Source organism: Ancylobacter sp. VNQ12 (genome assembly GCF_049445835.1).
Taxonomy (GTDB): domain Bacteria; phylum Pseudomonadota; class Alphaproteobacteria; order Rhizobiales; family Xanthobacteraceae; genus Ancylobacter.
Map to the genome: position 1 here is coordinate 1 of NZ_JBMSDU010000016.1, position 15,335 is coordinate 15,335.

Annotated in this window: 15 protein-coding genes; 14 read left to right on the forward strand and 1 reads right to left on the reverse strand. The window is 66.9% G+C overall.

The window, feature by feature from the left end:
- Positions 1-273 precede the first annotated feature (273 nt).
- From ACO2RV_RS18420 to ACO2RV_RS18485, 14 genes are all read left to right on the forward strand, one after another.
- Complete coding sequence (locus tag ACO2RV_RS18420) at positions 274-2,013, forward strand: relaxase/mobilization nuclease domain-containing protein (RefSeq protein ID WP_393981507.1); 1,740 nt, start codon at positions 274-276, stop codon at positions 2,011-2,013.
- Between the two features lie 31 nt (positions 2,014-2,044).
- On the forward strand, positions 2,045-4,033 hold the full coding sequence (locus ACO2RV_RS18425) for a conjugal transfer protein TraG (RefSeq protein ID WP_393981505.1): 1,989 nt from the start codon (positions 2,045-2,047) through the stop codon (positions 4,031-4,033).
- A 6-nt stretch (positions 4,034-4,039) separates the two neighbouring features.
- Entirely contained in the window at positions 4,040-4,474 is a 435-nt protein-coding gene (locus tag ACO2RV_RS18430; protein ID WP_393981503.1) for a ribbon-helix-helix protein, CopG family, read from the forward strand.
- Positions 4,475-4,643: 169 nt separating this feature from the next.
- Complete coding sequence (gene trbB / locus ACO2RV_RS18435) at positions 4,644-5,627, forward strand: P-type conjugative transfer ATPase TrbB (protein ID WP_393981501.1); 984 nt, start codon at positions 4,644-4,646, stop codon at positions 5,625-5,627.
- Positions 5,624-5,956, forward strand: a complete 333-nt coding sequence (locus ACO2RV_RS18440) for a TrbC/VirB2 family protein (protein ID WP_393981499.1) — start codon at positions 5,624-5,626, stop codon at positions 5,954-5,956. The genes trbB and ACO2RV_RS18440 overlap by 4 nt, the downstream gene beginning before the upstream one ends.
- On the forward strand, positions 5,956-6,234 hold the full coding sequence (locus ACO2RV_RS18445) for a VirB3 family type IV secretion system protein (RefSeq protein WP_393981497.1): 279 nt from the start codon (positions 5,956-5,958) through the stop codon (positions 6,232-6,234). Before ACO2RV_RS18440 ends, ACO2RV_RS18445 begins: the two co-directional genes overlap by 1 nt.
- Positions 6,235-6,241: 7 nt before the next feature.
- Positions 6,242-8,680 carry a conjugal transfer protein TrbE gene (gene trbE / locus ACO2RV_RS18450; RefSeq protein WP_423295676.1) on the forward strand — a complete coding sequence of 813 codons (2,439 nt, stop codon included), beginning with the start codon at positions 6,242-6,244 and terminating at the stop codon, positions 8,678-8,680.
- On the forward strand, positions 8,677-9,438 hold the full coding sequence (gene trbJ, locus ACO2RV_RS18455) for a P-type conjugative transfer protein TrbJ (protein WP_393981493.1): 762 nt from the start codon (positions 8,677-8,679) through the stop codon (positions 9,436-9,438). The genes trbE and trbJ overlap by 4 nt, the downstream gene beginning before the upstream one ends.
- An 11-nt stretch (positions 9,439-9,449) precedes the next feature.
- Positions 9,450-9,833 (forward strand): putative entry exclusion protein TrbK-alt, encoded by a 384-nt coding sequence (trbK-alt, locus tag ACO2RV_RS18460; protein ID WP_393981491.1) that lies wholly within the window; start codon positions 9,450-9,452, stop codon positions 9,831-9,833.
- Between the two features lie 4 nt (positions 9,834-9,837).
- Positions 9,838-11,184, forward strand: coding sequence for a P-type conjugative transfer protein TrbL (gene trbL / locus ACO2RV_RS18465; protein WP_393981489.1), 1,347 nt, complete (start codon positions 9,838-9,840; stop codon positions 11,182-11,184).
- Positions 11,184-11,867 carry a conjugal transfer protein TrbF gene (gene trbF / locus ACO2RV_RS18470; RefSeq protein ID WP_393981487.1) on the forward strand — a complete coding sequence of 228 codons (684 nt, stop codon included), beginning with the start codon at positions 11,184-11,186 and terminating at the stop codon, positions 11,865-11,867. The genes trbL and trbF overlap by 1 nt, the downstream gene beginning before the upstream one ends.
- Positions 11,864-12,889, forward strand: coding sequence for a P-type conjugative transfer protein TrbG (trbG, locus tag ACO2RV_RS18475; protein ID WP_393981485.1), 1,026 nt, complete (start codon positions 11,864-11,866; stop codon positions 12,887-12,889). Before trbF ends, trbG begins: the two co-directional genes overlap by 4 nt.
- A complete protein-coding gene (locus ACO2RV_RS18480; RefSeq protein WP_393981483.1) occupies positions 12,886-14,103 on the forward strand; it encodes a TrbI/VirB10 family protein in 1,218 nt (405 codons plus the stop codon). Before trbG ends, ACO2RV_RS18480 begins: the two co-directional genes overlap by 4 nt.
- 1 nt (position 14,104) lies before the next feature.
- Positions 14,105-14,347 carry a DUF2274 domain-containing protein gene (locus ACO2RV_RS18485; protein WP_393981481.1) on the forward strand — a complete coding sequence of 81 codons (243 nt, stop codon included), beginning with the start codon at positions 14,105-14,107 and terminating at the stop codon, positions 14,345-14,347.
- On the opposite strand, the gene ACO2RV_RS18490 is transcribed toward ACO2RV_RS18485, so the two are convergent.
- Entirely contained in the window at positions 14,320-15,219 is a 900-nt protein-coding gene (locus ACO2RV_RS18490; protein ID WP_393981479.1) for a LysR family transcriptional regulator, read from the reverse strand. The two genes, ACO2RV_RS18485 and ACO2RV_RS18490, sit on opposite strands and share 28 nt — an antisense overlap.
- Positions 15,220-15,335: the final 116 nt, after the last annotated feature.

Consider the following 15,335-nt stretch of genomic DNA (forward strand, 5'->3'; position numbering starts at 1 on the left):
AGGACTCTCGCCTCAGGAGCCGTCGTGCGGCGCGGCGCCGCTTAGCGTATTATTGAATGCAATGGAGAAGAGACGACGATGTCGAACAGATCTGACAAAGCACAACCGATTAGGACGGCAGGATAAAGGGGCGCGATGTGCGCGTCGGTTCGGTCGTGTTTTTTCAGGGGCTTACGAGGCGAATTCGCGAGGTGCGCCTGATCGGCGCAGCCTGCGGCTTCGGCAATTTCAGAAGAAAATCAGCGCCGTTGCGCGATGTGCGGGATCGCGACCATGAGCGGCGAGGACGATTTCCGCATCCGGCCAGGCCGCATCCGTTCGCCCAGCGCGCAGCGCGCCAGGCCCTTCATCGCGCAGGCGCTGGCGGCGGCCCAGCGCGCCGGCGGAACGATCTCCCGCAAGGGGGCGATCGGGCCGAACCACCGTTCCCGGTTCGGCCGGGGCCAGCGCGCATCGGTGCAGGCCAACCGGCTCATCACCTCCCGCTCGCGCGGCGCTGTCGTCAAGGCGCGTGTCGTCCGCCACGGCGGACGCGCCGCGCCGCTCGCGACCCACCTCAGCTATCTGCGCCGCGAGGGCGTCACCCGGGACGGAGAGAAGGCCCGGCTATTCGGCCCCGGCACGGACGATGCCGATCGACAAGCATTCGCGGAGCGGTGCGAGGATGACCGGCATCATTTCCGGTTCATCGTCTCGCCAGACGACGCCGTGGAGATGTCCGACCTCAAGACTTTCACCCGCGACCTCGTCGGGCAGATGGAAAAGGACCTCGGCACGAATCTCGATTGGGTCGGCGTCGATCATTGGAACACCGAGCATCCGCACGTCCACCTGATCGTGCGTGGCGTGCGCGAGGACGGCGAGAATCTCGTCATCTCGCGCGACTACATCAAGGAGGGCATGCGCGATCGAGCGCGCGATCTGATCACCCAGGAGCTCGGCCCCCGCACCGATCAGGAGATCCGCCGCACGCTCGAACGCCAGATAGCCGCCGAGCGTTGGACCAACCTCGACCGGCAGCTCGCGCGCGACAGCACCCGCACCGGCGTCATCGACCTCGCGCCGCATCCCGACCGCCAACCCGACGAATTCCATGCGCTCAAGGTCGGGCGACTGCGCAAGCTGGAATCGCTCGGTCTCGCCAACCAGTTCAGTCCCGGCCAATGGGCCATGTCGGAGAATGCCGAGGCGACGCTGCGCGAGCTGGGCGAACGCGGCGACATCATCAAGCGCATTCATCGCGGCCTAGCCGAGCGGGGCATCGAGCGCGGCGCGGCCAATTATGTGCTGGCCGGCGAGAGCCTGGACGATCCCGTCGTCGGCCGGTTGGTCGCCCGTGGCCTCGACGACGAGCTGAAGGGCACGGCCTATGCCGTGGTCGATGGCGTCGACGGCCGCACCCACCACATCAAGCTGCCCGATCTCGATGCCGCCGGCGACAGCACGCCGGGCTCCATCGTCGAACTGCGCAAGTTCGACGATGCCCAGGGCCGGCGGCGCGTCGCGCTGGCGGTCCGCTCGGACCTCTCGATCGAGCGCCAGATCACGGCGACAGGCGCGACTTGGCTCGACCGTCAGGCTATCGCCCGCCAACCGGTCGGCCTCGGTGGCGGCGGCTTCGGCGCCGAGGTGCGCGGGGCGATGGATCGCCGCGCCGAACATCTGCTCGGGCAAGGCCTCGCCGAACGTCAGGCCCGCGGTGTCAGCTTCAGCCGTAACCTGATCGAGACGCTACGCCGCCGTGAGCTGGACGCGCTCGGTGAGAAGCTGGCGTCGGAGAGCGGACGGCCGCTGACGCGCGCTTCGACCGGCGAATATGTCTCCGGCACCTATCGGCAGCGCTTCGCGCTCGCCTCCGGCCGGTTCGCAATGATCGACGACGGCCTCGGCTTCCAGCTCGTGCCCTGGTCCCCCTCACTCGAAAAGCAACTCGGCCGCCATGTCTCCGGCCTCGCGCGCGGCGACGGCGGCATCGACTGGAGCTTTGGCCGCAAGCGGGGGCTCGGCCTGTGACCACCACTCTTCACGAAGAAAGGACCCCGCAATGTCCGCCACCAAGATTCTCTGGGGCCAGATCCTCGTCGTCTTCCTGATCGTGCTCGTCACGACCTGGACCGCGACACAGTGGACGGCCTGGCAACTCGGCTTCCAGCCGCAGCTCGGCCGGCCATGGTTCGAGCTGTTCGGCTGGCCCGTCTACTATCCGCCTGCCTTCTTTTGGTGGTGGTATTTATACGATGCCTACGCGCCGCCGATCTTCGTCGAGGGCGCCTACATCGCGGCATCCGGCGGCTTCATCGCGATCGCGGTCGCGATCGGCATGTCGGTGTGGCGAGCTCGCGAGGCCAAGAACGTCGAGACCTACGGCTCTGCGCGCTGGGCCCGGCCCGACGAGGTGGAATCCGCTGGGTTGCTCGGACCCGACGGCGTCGTGCTCGGCAAGCTCGATCGCACCTATCTGCGCCACGACGGACCCGAGCATGTGCTCTGCTTCGCGCCGACCCGCTCCGGCAAAGGCGTCGGCCTCGTGGTGCCGTCGCTCTTGACCTGGCCGGGCTCAGCCATCGTCCACGACATCAAGGGCGAGAACTGGCAGCTCACGGCCGGCTTCCGCGCGCGGCATGGCCGGGTGCTGCTCTTCGACCCGACCAACGCGAAGTCGGCTGCCTACAATCCGCTGCTCGAGGTCCGCCGCGGTGAATGGGAAGTTCGCGACGTTCAGAACATCGCCGACATCCTGGTCGATCCCGAAGGGTCGCTCGAAAAGCGGAACCACTGGGAGAAGACCAGTCACGCGCTTCTCGTCGGCGCTATCCTGCACGTCCTCTATGCCGAGGCCGACAAGACGCTCGCCGGCGTCGCCGCCTTCCTGTCCGATCCGAAGCGGCCGATCGAGTCGACGCTTGCCGCCATGATGAAGACCGCCCATCTCGGCGCGGCCGGACCCCACCCGGTCATAGCATCCGCCGCCCGGGAATTGCTGAACAAGTCCGACAACGAGCGCTCGGGCGTGCTGTCGACCGCGATGTCCTTTCTCGGGCTCTACCGCGACCCCGTCGTGGCCGCCGTCACGCGCCGCTGCGACTGGCGCATCACCGACATCGTCGGCGGAGCCCGGCCGTCGACACTCTACCTCGTTGTGCCACCCTCCGACATCGCACGCACCAAGCCGCTGATCCGGCTGATCCTCAATCAGGTCGGCCGGCGATTGACCGAGGACCTGCGGGCCAAGGGCGGGCGGCACCGGCTGCTCCTCATGCTCGACGAGTTCCCGGCACTCGGTCGCCTCGACTTCTTCGAGTCCGCTCTGGCGTTCATGGCCGGCTACGGCCTGAAGAGCTTCCTGATCGCGCAGTCGCTGAACCAGATCGAGAAGGCCTATGGGCCGAACAACTCGATCCTCGACAACTGCCATGTGCGCGTCAGCTTCGCGACCAACGACGAGCGGACCGCCAAGCGCGTTTCCGATGCGCTCGGCACCGCGACCGAGATGCGGGCGATGCGGAACTATGCCGGGCACAGGCTCAGTCCCTGGCTTGGCCATCTGATGGTCTCGCGCTCGGAGACAGCGCGGCCGCTGCTGACGCCCGGCGAGGTCATGCAGCTCCCACCTGCGGACGAGATCATCATGGTCGCGGGCACTCCGCCGATCCGGGCGAAGAAGGCCCGCTACTTCGAGGATCGTCGGTTTCAGGAGCGCATCCTGCCGCCGCCGGAGCTCACGAAACAAACCACGGCGAAGGCCGACGATTGGAGCAGCCTAGCATTGCCGGCGCGCCCGGAGATCGAGGATGCCGCCGCGAAGGATGGCCAGAGCGACGACGAGGACCCGACCGGCTCGGAACGCCGCCACCAGCCCGAGCTGAACAAGGCCGGGACCGTCGAGAAGAAGGCGCCGATCGACAACGAGTTCGCCGCCGACTTCGGCGACGACGAGGAAGACGACAGCGCCCGAATGAGCCGGATGAACCAGGTCATGCAAGGGGTAGCCCGGCAGGTCTCGCTCGACCCCAATGACGGCATGGACCTGTGAGGTGCGATGACGAAGGCATCAAAAAAGCAGCGCCTGTCGGTTTATCTCGACCCGGACGTCATGAAGGCGCTGGCGGTCTATGCCGCACGGCGCGACCAATCACGCTCCCTGATTGCCGAAGCGGCCATCGCTTCCTTCCTGTCGCCCGATGCCGCCGAACGGCAGGAAGCAGCGACCACCAAGCGTCTCGACCAGCTCGACCGGCGCATGACGCGGATGGAACGCAACCTCGGCATCTCCGTCGAAATGCTGGCCGTCTTCGTCCGCTTCTGGCTAACGACCAATCCGCCACTGCCGGAACCTGCCCAGGCCGCGGCGCGTGCTCAGGCAGGCGAGCGATACGACGCCTTCGTCGCTGCGCTCGGCCGGCGACTCGCCAAGGGACCGAAGCTGCGTCAGGAGATTTCGGAAGACGTGTCGGGCGTCGCGGACGCGGAATAATCATCGCTCGCGGCATCGCAAGTATTCATCAGTACCGCCGTTCCCCTGTCTTTGTACGCCAGAGCGCTACGACCACATTCCGGTTGTTGCCACGCCCCAATTTCTGCCTCTTCTACTCATCCCCGATCCAGGGCCGCTTGTCTGCGGTCCCGCACGGAACGGGGACGACATGGCGGTTTCTCACCAACAATCCGAGGCGATACTTCGCGGCGCACGCATGTTGCGCACCGCGCTTGGCCCCGCCATCGCCGGATTCCTGGAAGACCCGTCGATCGTCGAGGTGATGCTCAATCCCGACGGGCGGCTCTGGATCGACCGCCTGTCGGAGGGACTTTCCGACACAGGCGAGCGCCTGTCCGCCGCCGACGGCGAGCGCATCGTGCGTCTGGTCGCGCACCATGTCGGCGCCGAGGTTCATGCGGGCAGCCCGCGCGTCTCGGCCGAACTGCCCGAGACCGGCGAGCGGTTCGAGGGTCTGCTGCCACCCGTCGTAACAGCTCCGGCCTTCGCGATCCGCAAGCCGGCCGTCGCGGTCTTCACGTTGCAGGACTACGTCGCGACCGAGATCATGTCAGCCGACCAGGCCGCGATCCTTCGTCAGGCCGTCGCCGACCGGCGCAACATTCTCGTCGCCGGCGGCACGTCCACCGGCAAGACCACGCTCACCAATGCGCTGCTCGCCGAGGTGTCGAAGACCTCCGACCGCGTCGTGCTGATCGAGGATACGCGCGAACTGCAATGCGCCGCGCCGAACCTCGTTGCGATGCGCACCAAGGACGGCGTCGCCTCGCTCTCCGATCTCGTCCGCTCCTCGCTTCGCCTGCGCCCCGACCGCATCCCGATCGGCGAGGTGCGCGGTTCCGAAGCGCTCGATCTCCTCAAAGCATGGGGCACGGGCCACCCCGGCGGCGTCGGCACCATCCACGCCGGCACCGCGCTCGGCGCGCTGCGCCGCCTCGAACAGCTCATCCAGGAAGCTGTCGTGACCGTCCCCCGCGCGCTGATCGCCGAGACCATCGATCTCGTCGCGGTGCTCAGCGGCCGAGGCTCGACCCGTCGCCTCGCCGAACTCGCCCGCGTCGAGGGTCTCAAGCCGGACGGCGACTACCGCGTCACCCCCACAACCCAGCCCATCTCAGGAGATCTCCCATGAATCGTCATTGCCTGCGCCTCCGCCGCCAAATCTCGACGGCGGCGGCCGTCGCCTTCGTCAGCATGATGATGGCTCCCGCCGCATATGCTTCCGGCTCGTCCATGCCTTGGGAAGCCCCGCTGCAGTCCATCCTCGAATCGATTGAGGGACCTGTGGCCAAGATCATCGCTGTGATGATCATCATCATCACCGGCCTTACGCTCGCTTTCGGCGACACATCAGGCGGCGCGCGGAAGCTGATCCAGATCGTCTTCGGCCTGTCGATCGCCTTCGCCGCGTCGAGCTTCTTCCTGTCCTTCTTCTCCTTCGGCGGTGGAGCACTCGTCTGATGGCGAGCCTGATCGACAGCGGCGAAGTGCCGGGCTACGCCGTCCCGGTCCACCGTGCGCTGACCGAGCACATCCTGCTCGGCGGCGCTCCGCGTTCGATCGCCATCCTCAACGGCACGCTGGCCGCCGCGCTCGGCCTCGGCCTGCGTCTCTGGCTCGTCGGTCTCGGGCTCTGGGCGATCGGACACTTCGCCGCCGTTTGGGCGGCCAAGCGCGATCCGCAATTCGTGGACGTGGTGCGGCGTCACCTGCGCATCCCCGGCCACCTGAGCGCGTGAGGCCCCGATGATGAACCTCGCCGAATATCGCCGGACCTCAATCCGCCTCGCGGATTTCCTGCCCTGGGCCGCGCTCGCCGGCGAGGGCATCGTTCTCAACAAGGACGGCAGCTTCCAACGCACCGCCCGGTTTCGCGGTCCCGACCTCGACTCCGCGGTGCCGGCCGAACTCGTCGCCGTCGCCGGCCGACTCAACAACGCCTTCCGTCGCCTCGGTTCGGGATGGGCGATATTCGTCGAGGCGCAACGCCATGGCGCCGGGGCCTATCCGGCGAGCCGATTTCCCGAGGCCGCGTCAGCCCTGGTCGACGCCGAGCGCAAGGCGAACTTCGAGGAAGACGCCTCGCACTTCGAGTCCAGCTATTTCCTGACCTTCGTCTATCTGCCGCCGGCCGAGGACGCTGCCCGCGCCGAGAGCTTGCTCTATGAAGGAAAGGCCGAGAACGGCATCGACCCGCATGAGGCCCTGCGCGGCTTCGCTGATCGAACCGACCGCGTGCTTCAGCTCATCGAAAACTTCATGCCGGAATGCGCATGGCTCGATGATGGCGAGACGCTGACCTATCTCCATTCGACCGTCTCGACCAGGCGCCATCGCGTGCGCGTGCCCGAGACGCCGATGTATCTCGACGCGCTGCTGGCCGATCAACCGCTCACGGGCGGGCTGGAGCCGCGCCTGGGCGACACGCATCTCCGCATCCTCACTATTGTCGGTTTTCCGACCGCGACCACGCCCGGGTTGCTCGACGACCTCAACCGGCTGGCCTTTCCATATCGCTGGTCGACGCGCGCTGTCCTTCTCGACAAGACCGATGCCACTAAGCTGCTCACCAAGATCCGGCGGCAATGGTTCGCCAAGCGCAAGAGCATCATGGCGATCCTCAAGGAGGTGATGACCAACGAGGCTTCGGTGCTCGTCGATACCGATGCGGCGAACAAGGCGGCCGATGCCGATCTCGCGCTTCAGGAACTTGGCGCCGACTATGCCGGTCAGGCCTATGTCACCGCGACGGTCACCGTCTGGGACGCCGATCCACGCATCGCAGCGGAGAAGCTGCGCTTGGTGGAGAAGATCATTCAGGGCCGCGACTTCACCGCGATGGCCGAGACGATCAACGCCGTCGACGCCTGGCTCGGCTCGCTGCCCGGCCATGTCTACGCCAACGTGCGGCAACCTCCGATCTCGACGCTCAATCTCGCCCATATGATCCCGCTGTCGGCGGTGTGGGCGGGGCCGGAACGGGACGAGCATTTCGGGCAACCCCCCTTGCTTTATGGCAGGACCGAAGGCTCGACCCCGTTCCGGTTTTCCCTTCATGTCGGCGACGTCGGCCACACGCTCGTCGTCGGGCCGACCGGCGCCGGCAAGTCCGTGCTGTTGGCGCTGATGGCGCTTCAGTTCCGGCGCTATTCGGGCTCGCAGGTCTTCGCCTTCGATTTCGGCGGCTCTATCCGCGCCGCGGCGCTCGCCATGGGCGGCGATTGGCACGATCTCGGCGGCGGGTTGACGGAGGGCGCGGCCGACAGCGTGTCGCTGCAACCTCTCGCCGGCATTCATGAAGTGCCGGAACGGGCCTGGGCCGCCGACTGGATCGTCGCGATCCTGATGCGTGAGGGCGTGACGATCTCGCCGGAGGTGAAGGAATATATCTGGACGGCGCTGACCTCGCTCGCGAGCGCGCCTGTTGGCGAGCGCACCATCACCGGGCTCGCCGTCCTCCTTCAATCGAGCGACCTCAAGCAGGCGCTACGACCATATTGCGTCGGCGGCGCCTATGGCCGGCTGCTCGACGCCGAAAGCGAGCACCTCGGCGCAGCCCCGGTGCAAGCGTTCGAGACCGAGGGCCTGATCGGAACGGGCGCTGCGCCGGCCGTGCTCGCCTACCTGTTCCATCGCATCGAGGATCGCCTGGATGGCAGCCCCACGCTGCTCATCGTCGACGAAGGCTGGCTGGCGCTCGACGACGAGGGCTTCGCCGGCCAGCTCCGCGAATGGCTGAAGACGCTCCGCAAGAAGAACGCCTCCGTCGTCTTCGCCACCCAGTCACTCTCCGACATCGACGGTTCGGCGATTGCGCCCGCCATCATCGAGAGCTGCCAGACCAGGCTCCTATTGCCGAACGAGCGCGCGATCGAACCGCAGATCACCGCGATCTACCGGCGCTTCGGCCTCAACGACCGCCAGATCGAGATCCTCGCCCGCGCGATGCCCAAGCGCGACTATTACTGCCAGTCCCGCCGCGGCAACCGGCTGTTCGAGCTCGGCCTGTCCGACGTTGCGTTGGCGCTGTGCGCCGCCTCGTCGAAGACCGACCAGGCCGCCATCGAGCGCACTATCGCCGAACACGGCCGCGACGGTTTCCTGCCGGCCTGGCTGCGGCTGCGCGGCGTCGCCTGGGCGTCCGACCTCATTCCCGACCTCACCAACCTGGAGAGCAAGCCATGATCTTCCGTCGCTCACGCGCGGCGTTTCTCGCCGCGTCCATCCTTTCGATTCCCGTGGCGCTATCGCCCGTGATGGTCACGCCCGCATCCGCGCAATGGATCGTCTACGACCCGACGAACTACGTGCAGAATGTTCTCTCCGCGGCTCGCGCGCTGGAGCAGATCAACAATCAGATCACATCGCTTCAGAACGAGGCGACGATGTTGATCAACCAGGCGCGCAATCTGGCGAGCCTGCCTTACTCCTCGCTCCAGCGGCTGCAGCAATCCGTGCAACGGACGCAGCAGCTCCTCGGCGAGGCGCAGCGCATCGCCTACGATGTCCAACAGATCGACCAGGCCTTCACATCCACCTACGGCAATGCGTCGATGTCGGCCTCTGACCAGCAGCTCGTGGCGCAGGCGCGCGAGCGCTGGCAGAACACCGTCGGCGGATTGCAGGATGCCATGCGGGTGCAGGCCGGCGTTGTCGGCAACATCGACACCAACCGTGCGGAGATGTCGGCACTGGTCGGTCAGAGCCAGGGCGCGACCGGCGCATTGCAGGCGACGCAGGCCGGCAACCAGCTTCTCGCACTCCAGGCCCAACAGCTCGCCGACCTCACCGCCGTTGTCGCCGCCAACGGCCGGGCGCAGGCGCTCCAGTCGGCCGAACAGGCCACGGCCGCCGAGCAAGGGCGCGAGCAGCGTCGGCGCTTCCTGACTCCGGGCACCGGCTACCAGCCAGGCAACGCCAAGATGTTCTACGGCGGCAACTAAGGGGCGGCGTCATGGACGGAAAGATGCTGGCTCGCCTCGGCGCCGTGGTGTTCGTCGCGGTCGCGGTTACCGCGACCGCGATCGAGCTGACCCGAAAGGAGGACGAGCCCGCCGGCTGGTCCGCAGGGCGGGTCGAGAATTCGCAGGCCGATCCGCTCCGCACCGAGCTGATCCGTTGCCAACGCCTCGGCGAGGCCGGCCCCCGTGACGCCACGTGCCTGCGCGCCTGGGCGGAAAACCGCGAGCGGTTTCTCACACCGGGCGCGCACCCCATGGAGCGCCTGCCCGATGCGGCGGATGCTCCGCGGCCCCAGCCTGACGCCGACGCGCGGAACACGACGCCGGATAATCCTACGCCCCAGGAAACAGCGCCGCGGCAAGACGAGGCCCGATAGCATCATGGGCGGCACCGGCGTCATCGACCATTTCCTCGAGGTCTTCACCCGCTACATCGATTCCGGGTTCGGCCTGCTCGGTGGCGAGGTCGCGTTCATCGCGACCACTCTGATCGTTATCGACGTGACGCTGGCCGCCCTGTTCTGGAGCTGGGGCGCTGACGACGACATCATCGCGCGCCTGGTCAAGAAGACGCTGTTCGTCGGCGTCTTCGCCTACATCATCGGCAACTGGAACAATCTCGCCCGCATCGTCTTCGAGAGCTTCGCCGGTCTTGGCCTGAAGGCCTCCGGCACCGGCTTCACGACAGCGGATCTGCTTCGCCCCGGCAAGGTCGCGCAGACCGGCCTCGATGCCGGGCGGCCGCTGCTCGACTCGATTTCCAGCCTGATGGGCTACTGGTCGTTCTTCGAGAATTTCATCCAGATCGCCTGCATGTTCCTCGCCTGGGCGCTGGTGCTGCTCGCCTTCTTCATCCTCGCCATCCAGCTCTTCGTCACCTTGATCGAGTTCAAGCTGACGACGCTCGCCGGTTTCGTGCTCATTCCCTTCGGCCTTTTCGGCAAATCGGCCTTCATGGCCGAGCGCGTCCTCGGCAACATCATCTCCTCCGGCATCAAGGTCCTGGTGCTGGCCGTTATCATCGGCATCGGCTCGACGCTGTTCTCCGAATTCACTGCCGGCTTCGGTGGAGCCAATCCGACCATTGACGACGCCATGGCGATCGTGCTCGCCGCGCTGTCGCTGCTCGGCCTCGGAATCTTCGGTCCCGGCATCGCCAACGGCCTCGTCTCGGGCGGGCCTCAGCTCGGCGCCGGCGCGGCGGTCGGCACTGGCCTTGCCGCCGGCGGAATGGTTGCAGCCGGAGGAGCCGCTCTCGGCGCAGCAGCCGGCGGCGTCGGCGCTCTGGCCGGCGGAGCGGCTGCCGCCGCCCGCGGTGGCACCGCGATGGCAGGTGGCGCGGCCACTGCCTACAGCCTCGGAGCCGCAGGCCAATCGGGCGCAGCCGGCGTCGCTTCCGGCCTCGGCGGCGTCGCCCGCGCAGCCGGTGGCGCGGCGGCGTCGCCCCTCCGCCGGGCGGCCTCACGCACCGCCGACAGCATGCGGTCGAGCTTCTCGGAGGGCGGGAAATCCGCCTTCGAAGCCACCGGTGGCACCTCGACCATGGGCACGATCGGCGAGGGCACGGCCGAGGCGGCCGCACCGGCTGACGGACCACCGGCCTGGGCTCGCCGCATGAAGCGCTCCCAAACGCTGAGCCACGGCGTGACAGCGGCCGCCCATGCCGTTCGCAGCGGCGACAGCCACGGCGGCGGCTCCTCCATCAACCTCTCCGAAAGCGACCGCTGATGTTCAAACGACCCTCCACCCACTACGGCAAGACCCCCGAACCCGAGACGCCTTACCAGCGGGCCGCCCAGGTCTGGGACGACCGGATCGGCGCCGCACGCGTTCAGGCAAAGAACTGGCGCCTCATGGCCTTCGGATCGCTGATCCTCTCGGCCGGCTTCGCCGCCGCGCTCGTTTGGCAATCAGCGCGTGGGACGGTCGTACCTTGGGTGGTGCAGGTCGATCGGCTCGGCCAGGCGCAGGCGATCGCGCCGGCGGTCGCCGATTATCGCCCGACCGACCCGCAGATCGCCTTCCATCTCGCGCGCTTCATCGAGCAGGTCCGCTCGATCCCCTCCGACGCCATCATCGTCCGACAGAACTGGCTGCGCGCCTACGACTTCACGACCGATCGCGGCGCGATGGCGCTCAACGACTATGCGCGCTCGAACGACCCTTTCACCAAGGTCGGCCGGCAGCAGATCGCCGTCGACGTTTCCAGCGTGATCCGCGCGTCGCCGGACAGCTTCCGCGTTGCCTGGACCGAGCGGCGCTACGAGAACGGCCAGCTCGCCGAGACGACCCGCTGGACCGCCATCCTCACCATCGTCGTGCAGGTGCCGCGCAACGCCGACCGGCTGCGAGCAAACCCGCTCGGCATCTACGTCAACGCCATCAACTGGTCACGGGAGCTTGGGCAATGAAGCCGTCTTTCCGTAAAGCCGGAAACCCGGCTTCTCACACTTCCGCACTCGCGGCTCTGCTGCTTTCAGCAACTGCGCTCGCCGGCTGCGCCACGACGCAGAAACCGCCCGAGATATCCTATGACGACGCGACGCCCGCCGTGCAGACGGTCGATCCACCGGGACCGGTGCAGGTAGTGGAGCTTCCACGTCCGCTACCGCTGCCGGGCCAGATGAAGCCCGTTGAAGAATCGCGCCGAACCCCAGAGCCGACCGATCCGACGGCCCGCGTCAATCAAGCCAACGCCGCCGCGCGCGTTCAGCCGGTGCGCGACGGCTTCATCAACGCCATGCAGGTCTATCCTTACACCAGCGGCGCGCTCTATCAGGTCTACACCGCCGTTGGTCAGATCACCGATATCGCCCTGCAGCCCGGCGAGCAGCTCGTGGGCTCCGGGCCGGTGGCCGCCGGCGACACGGTCCGCTGGATCATCGGTGACACGCAGAGCGGTTCGGGCGCGACTCTGCAAGTCCACATCCTGGTGAAGCCGACCCGCGCCGACCTGATGACCAACCTGGTCATCAACACCAATCTGCGGACCTATCACATGGAGCTGCGCTCGACCGAGCGCACCTATATGGCGTCGGTCTCGTGGCAGTACCCACAGGATCAGCTCATCGCCCTGCGCCGCCAGAACGCGCAGGCCGAGGCCGCGCGTCCCGTCGCCACCGGCGTCGACCTCGCCAACATCAACTTCCGCTACGCCATCGAGGGCGACCGTGCGCCGTGGCGGCCGCTGCGGGCCTACGATGACGGACGGCAGGTATTCATCGAGTTTCCGCGCGGCATCGGCCAGGGCGAGATGCCGCCGCTCTTCGTGGTCGGCCCCGAGGGCGACACCTCCGAACTCGTGAATTACCGCGTCCGCGGCAACTACATGATCGTCGATCGTCTGTTCGCGGCGGCCGAGCTGCGCTTCGGCGCCGGTGACCACCAGAAACGCGTTCGGATCACCCGCACCGACGGGAGGCCGGCGTCGTGAGCGAGCCTGAAGCCCAGAAAGAGGATGAGGATGCGCCGCTGACCGGGTCGACCGCCGACGCGGCCGCCCCGATGCGGCTTCGTGCGGAGGCTCCGCGCGTTACGCGGCTGTCGCGCAAGGTGCTCGCCGGCATCGGTCTCGTCGCGAGCGTGGGCCTGGGCGGAGCGCTGATCTACGCCCTTCAGACGCGCGACGGCGGCAAGTCCGCCGAAGAACTCTATTCGACCGAAAGCCGATCGACCGCCGACGGCCTGGCGGGCTTGCCCCGCGACTACAGCGGTGTGCCTCAGCTTGGCCCGCCGCTTCCCGGCGACCTCGGCCGTCCTATCCTTGGCGCGCAGAATCGCGGCCAGGCTTTGCCCAATCCCGGCATAGCATCACCCAATCCCGGCCTCAGCGCCGAGGAGCAACGCCGCCTGCAGGAAATCGAGAGCGCCCGCACCGCCAAGCTCTTCGCCGGCACGGAGAACCGGCCGACGCCACCATCAGCCTCTGGCACGGCGACGGTTGTTCCGCCACCCACGCCTGACCTCGCCAGCCTCGGGCTTGCTCCCCAGCCAGCAACGCCGTCGGCCCAGGATCGGCAACTCGCCTTCCTCAATGCCGCCGCCGATCGCCGCACCGTCTCGCCGGATCGCATCGCGGCTCCGGCATCGCCGAACATCCTTCAGGCGGGCGCCGTGATTTCGGCCGCGCTCATCACCGGCATCCGGTCCGATCTTCCGGGCCAGGTCACCGCGCAAGTGACGGAGAACATCTATGACAGCCCGACGGGCCGCATCCTTCTTGTACCCCAGGGCACCCGCATCATTGGCCAGTACGACAACAATGTTCAGTTCGGCCAAAGCCGCGTGCTGCTGGTCTGGAACCGGCTGATCTTCCCGAACGGCCGCTCGATCGTGCTCGAGCGTCAACCTGGCGCTGATGCCGAAGGTTATGCCGGCCTCCAGGATGGCGTCGACTATCACTGGTGGGATCTTGCCAAGGCGGCGGGCTTGTCCACGCTGCTGAGCATTGGGGCAGAGCTCGCCACCAACGACGACGACCGCCTGATCCAGGCGATCCGCAACGGCGGGCAGGACACGATCAACGATGCCGGTCAGCAGATCGTTCGCCGCCAGTTGAACATCGCCCCGACCTTGACGATCCGCCCAGGGTTCCCCGTTCGCGTCATCGTCACCCGCGACCTCGTCCTCGAACCCTACGGAGGCTGACATGGCAAAGCTGAAGCTCGGGGTCGTTGCCGACGACAAGCCGGTCAAGCTCACGATCGAATTTCCAGCGACCGTTCATCGCGACCTGGTCGCCTACGCGGAAATCCTAGCCCGCGAAACCGGCCATCCGGTGAGCGACCCGGCCAAGCTGATCGTCCCCATGGTGGAGCGCTTCATGGCAACCGACCGCGGCTTCGCGAAGGCGCGGCGGCCGCGTCAGTCGCCCGTAGGCAACGAGGGATAGCGCTCTTGCAGCAGGTTGATAAAACCCGCCAGCGCCGGATTGTCGTTGTTGATCTGCCAATAGGCCGCGTAATTGATCCGGCTCGGGCCATTGCCGTCCCGCGCCTCGCGGTAGACGACGCCTGTGTAGGTGGCCCCTATGCAGGCTTCGCACATCAGGCTGACGCCGAAACCCGCTCCCACGAGGCTCTTGATGTTCTCGCGGCTGACATCGTGACTGATGACCTTGGGCCGCTCGCCCGGCGCGGCGAGCTTCGCCAGCAAGACGTCCTGTATCTCCGGCCCGGGATCACGCTGGCTGAAAAGGAAGGTTTCGTCCTTCAGATCGGTCCAATAGACGATGTTGTTGCCGGCCAATCGGTGACCTTCGGGCAGCGCGACCATGATGCGCTCGCTCCAGAGACCCATAACCTTCCCCTCGCGAGAGATCGGATCACCCGTCACGATGGCGACATCAAGCCGGCCAGCATCGACGCCGGCGAACAGGCATGCGCGTGCGCCTTCATATGTCTGGATTTCGATCTTCGGGAACCGCGACGCATACTCGATCAGGCTTGCCCGCAGGTTCCCGGCCGACAGTGAAGTGTAGAATCCGACCGTGAGGCGGCCTGCCTCGCCCCTGCCGATGTCCTTGGCGGTCGCGGCCATATGATCGACTGTTTCGACAAGATGCCGAGAAGTCCGCAATACCTCGACGCCAGCCGTAGTCAGCCGAACGCCACCGCTGGTTCGTTCGAACAACACGACCCCCAGACGCTCTTCCAATTGCGAAATGCAGCGGCTCAGGGTCGATTGCTTGACCCCATGCGCCTCAGCCGCCCGCCGAAAACTGCCATAGTGCGCGGCGGCGACGGCATAGCGCAGGTGCCTCAACTCAAGTTGCGCCTCCAGTGGGAAGAACTCCTTCCTGTGATTCGCGCCGGACCTGACGACTAAAACCTCACCGATTCGGGTCGGCGGGACTGTTGACAGGAACGTAATCTGCGCGT

Excerpts from the sequence above, each read along its gene's own strand:
- trbG (WP_393981485.1), top strand. The coding sequence starts at position 11,864 with ATGAAGCCGTCTTTCCGTAAAGCCGGAAACCCGGCTTCTCACACTTCC.
- ACO2RV_RS18485 (WP_393981481.1), top strand. The coding sequence starts at position 14,105 with ATGGCAAAGCTGAAGCTCGGGGTCGTTGCCGACGACAAGCCGGTCAAG.
- trbF (WP_393981487.1), top strand. The coding sequence starts at position 11,184 with ATGTTCAAACGACCCTCCACCCACTACGGCAAGACCCCCGAACCCGAG.
- trbK-alt (WP_393981491.1), top strand. The coding sequence starts at position 9,450 with ATGGACGGAAAGATGCTGGCTCGCCTCGGCGCCGTGGTGTTCGTCGCG.
- ACO2RV_RS18445 (WP_393981497.1), top strand. The coding sequence starts at position 5,956 with ATGGCGAGCCTGATCGACAGCGGCGAAGTGCCGGGCTACGCCGTCCCG.
- trbE (WP_423295676.1), top strand. The coding sequence starts at position 6,242 with ATGATGAACCTCGCCGAATATCGCCGGACCTCAATCCGCCTCGCGGAT.
- ACO2RV_RS18430 (WP_393981503.1), top strand. The coding sequence starts at position 4,040 with ATGACGAAGGCATCAAAAAAGCAGCGCCTGTCGGTTTATCTCGACCCG.
- trbL (WP_393981489.1), top strand. The coding sequence starts at position 9,838 with ATGGGCGGCACCGGCGTCATCGACCATTTCCTCGAGGTCTTCACCCGC.
- trbJ (WP_393981493.1), top strand. The coding sequence starts at position 8,677 with ATGATCTTCCGTCGCTCACGCGCGGCGTTTCTCGCCGCGTCCATCCTT.
- ACO2RV_RS18425 (WP_393981505.1), top strand. The coding sequence starts at position 2,045 with ATGTCCGCCACCAAGATTCTCTGGGGCCAGATCCTCGTCGTCTTCCTG.
- ACO2RV_RS18440 (WP_393981499.1), top strand. The coding sequence starts at position 5,624 with ATGAATCGTCATTGCCTGCGCCTCCGCCGCCAAATCTCGACGGCGGCG.
- ACO2RV_RS18420 (WP_393981507.1), top strand. The coding sequence starts at position 274 with ATGAGCGGCGAGGACGATTTCCGCATCCGGCCAGGCCGCATCCGTTCG.
- trbB (WP_393981501.1), top strand. The coding sequence starts at position 4,644 with ATGGCGGTTTCTCACCAACAATCCGAGGCGATACTTCGCGGCGCACGC.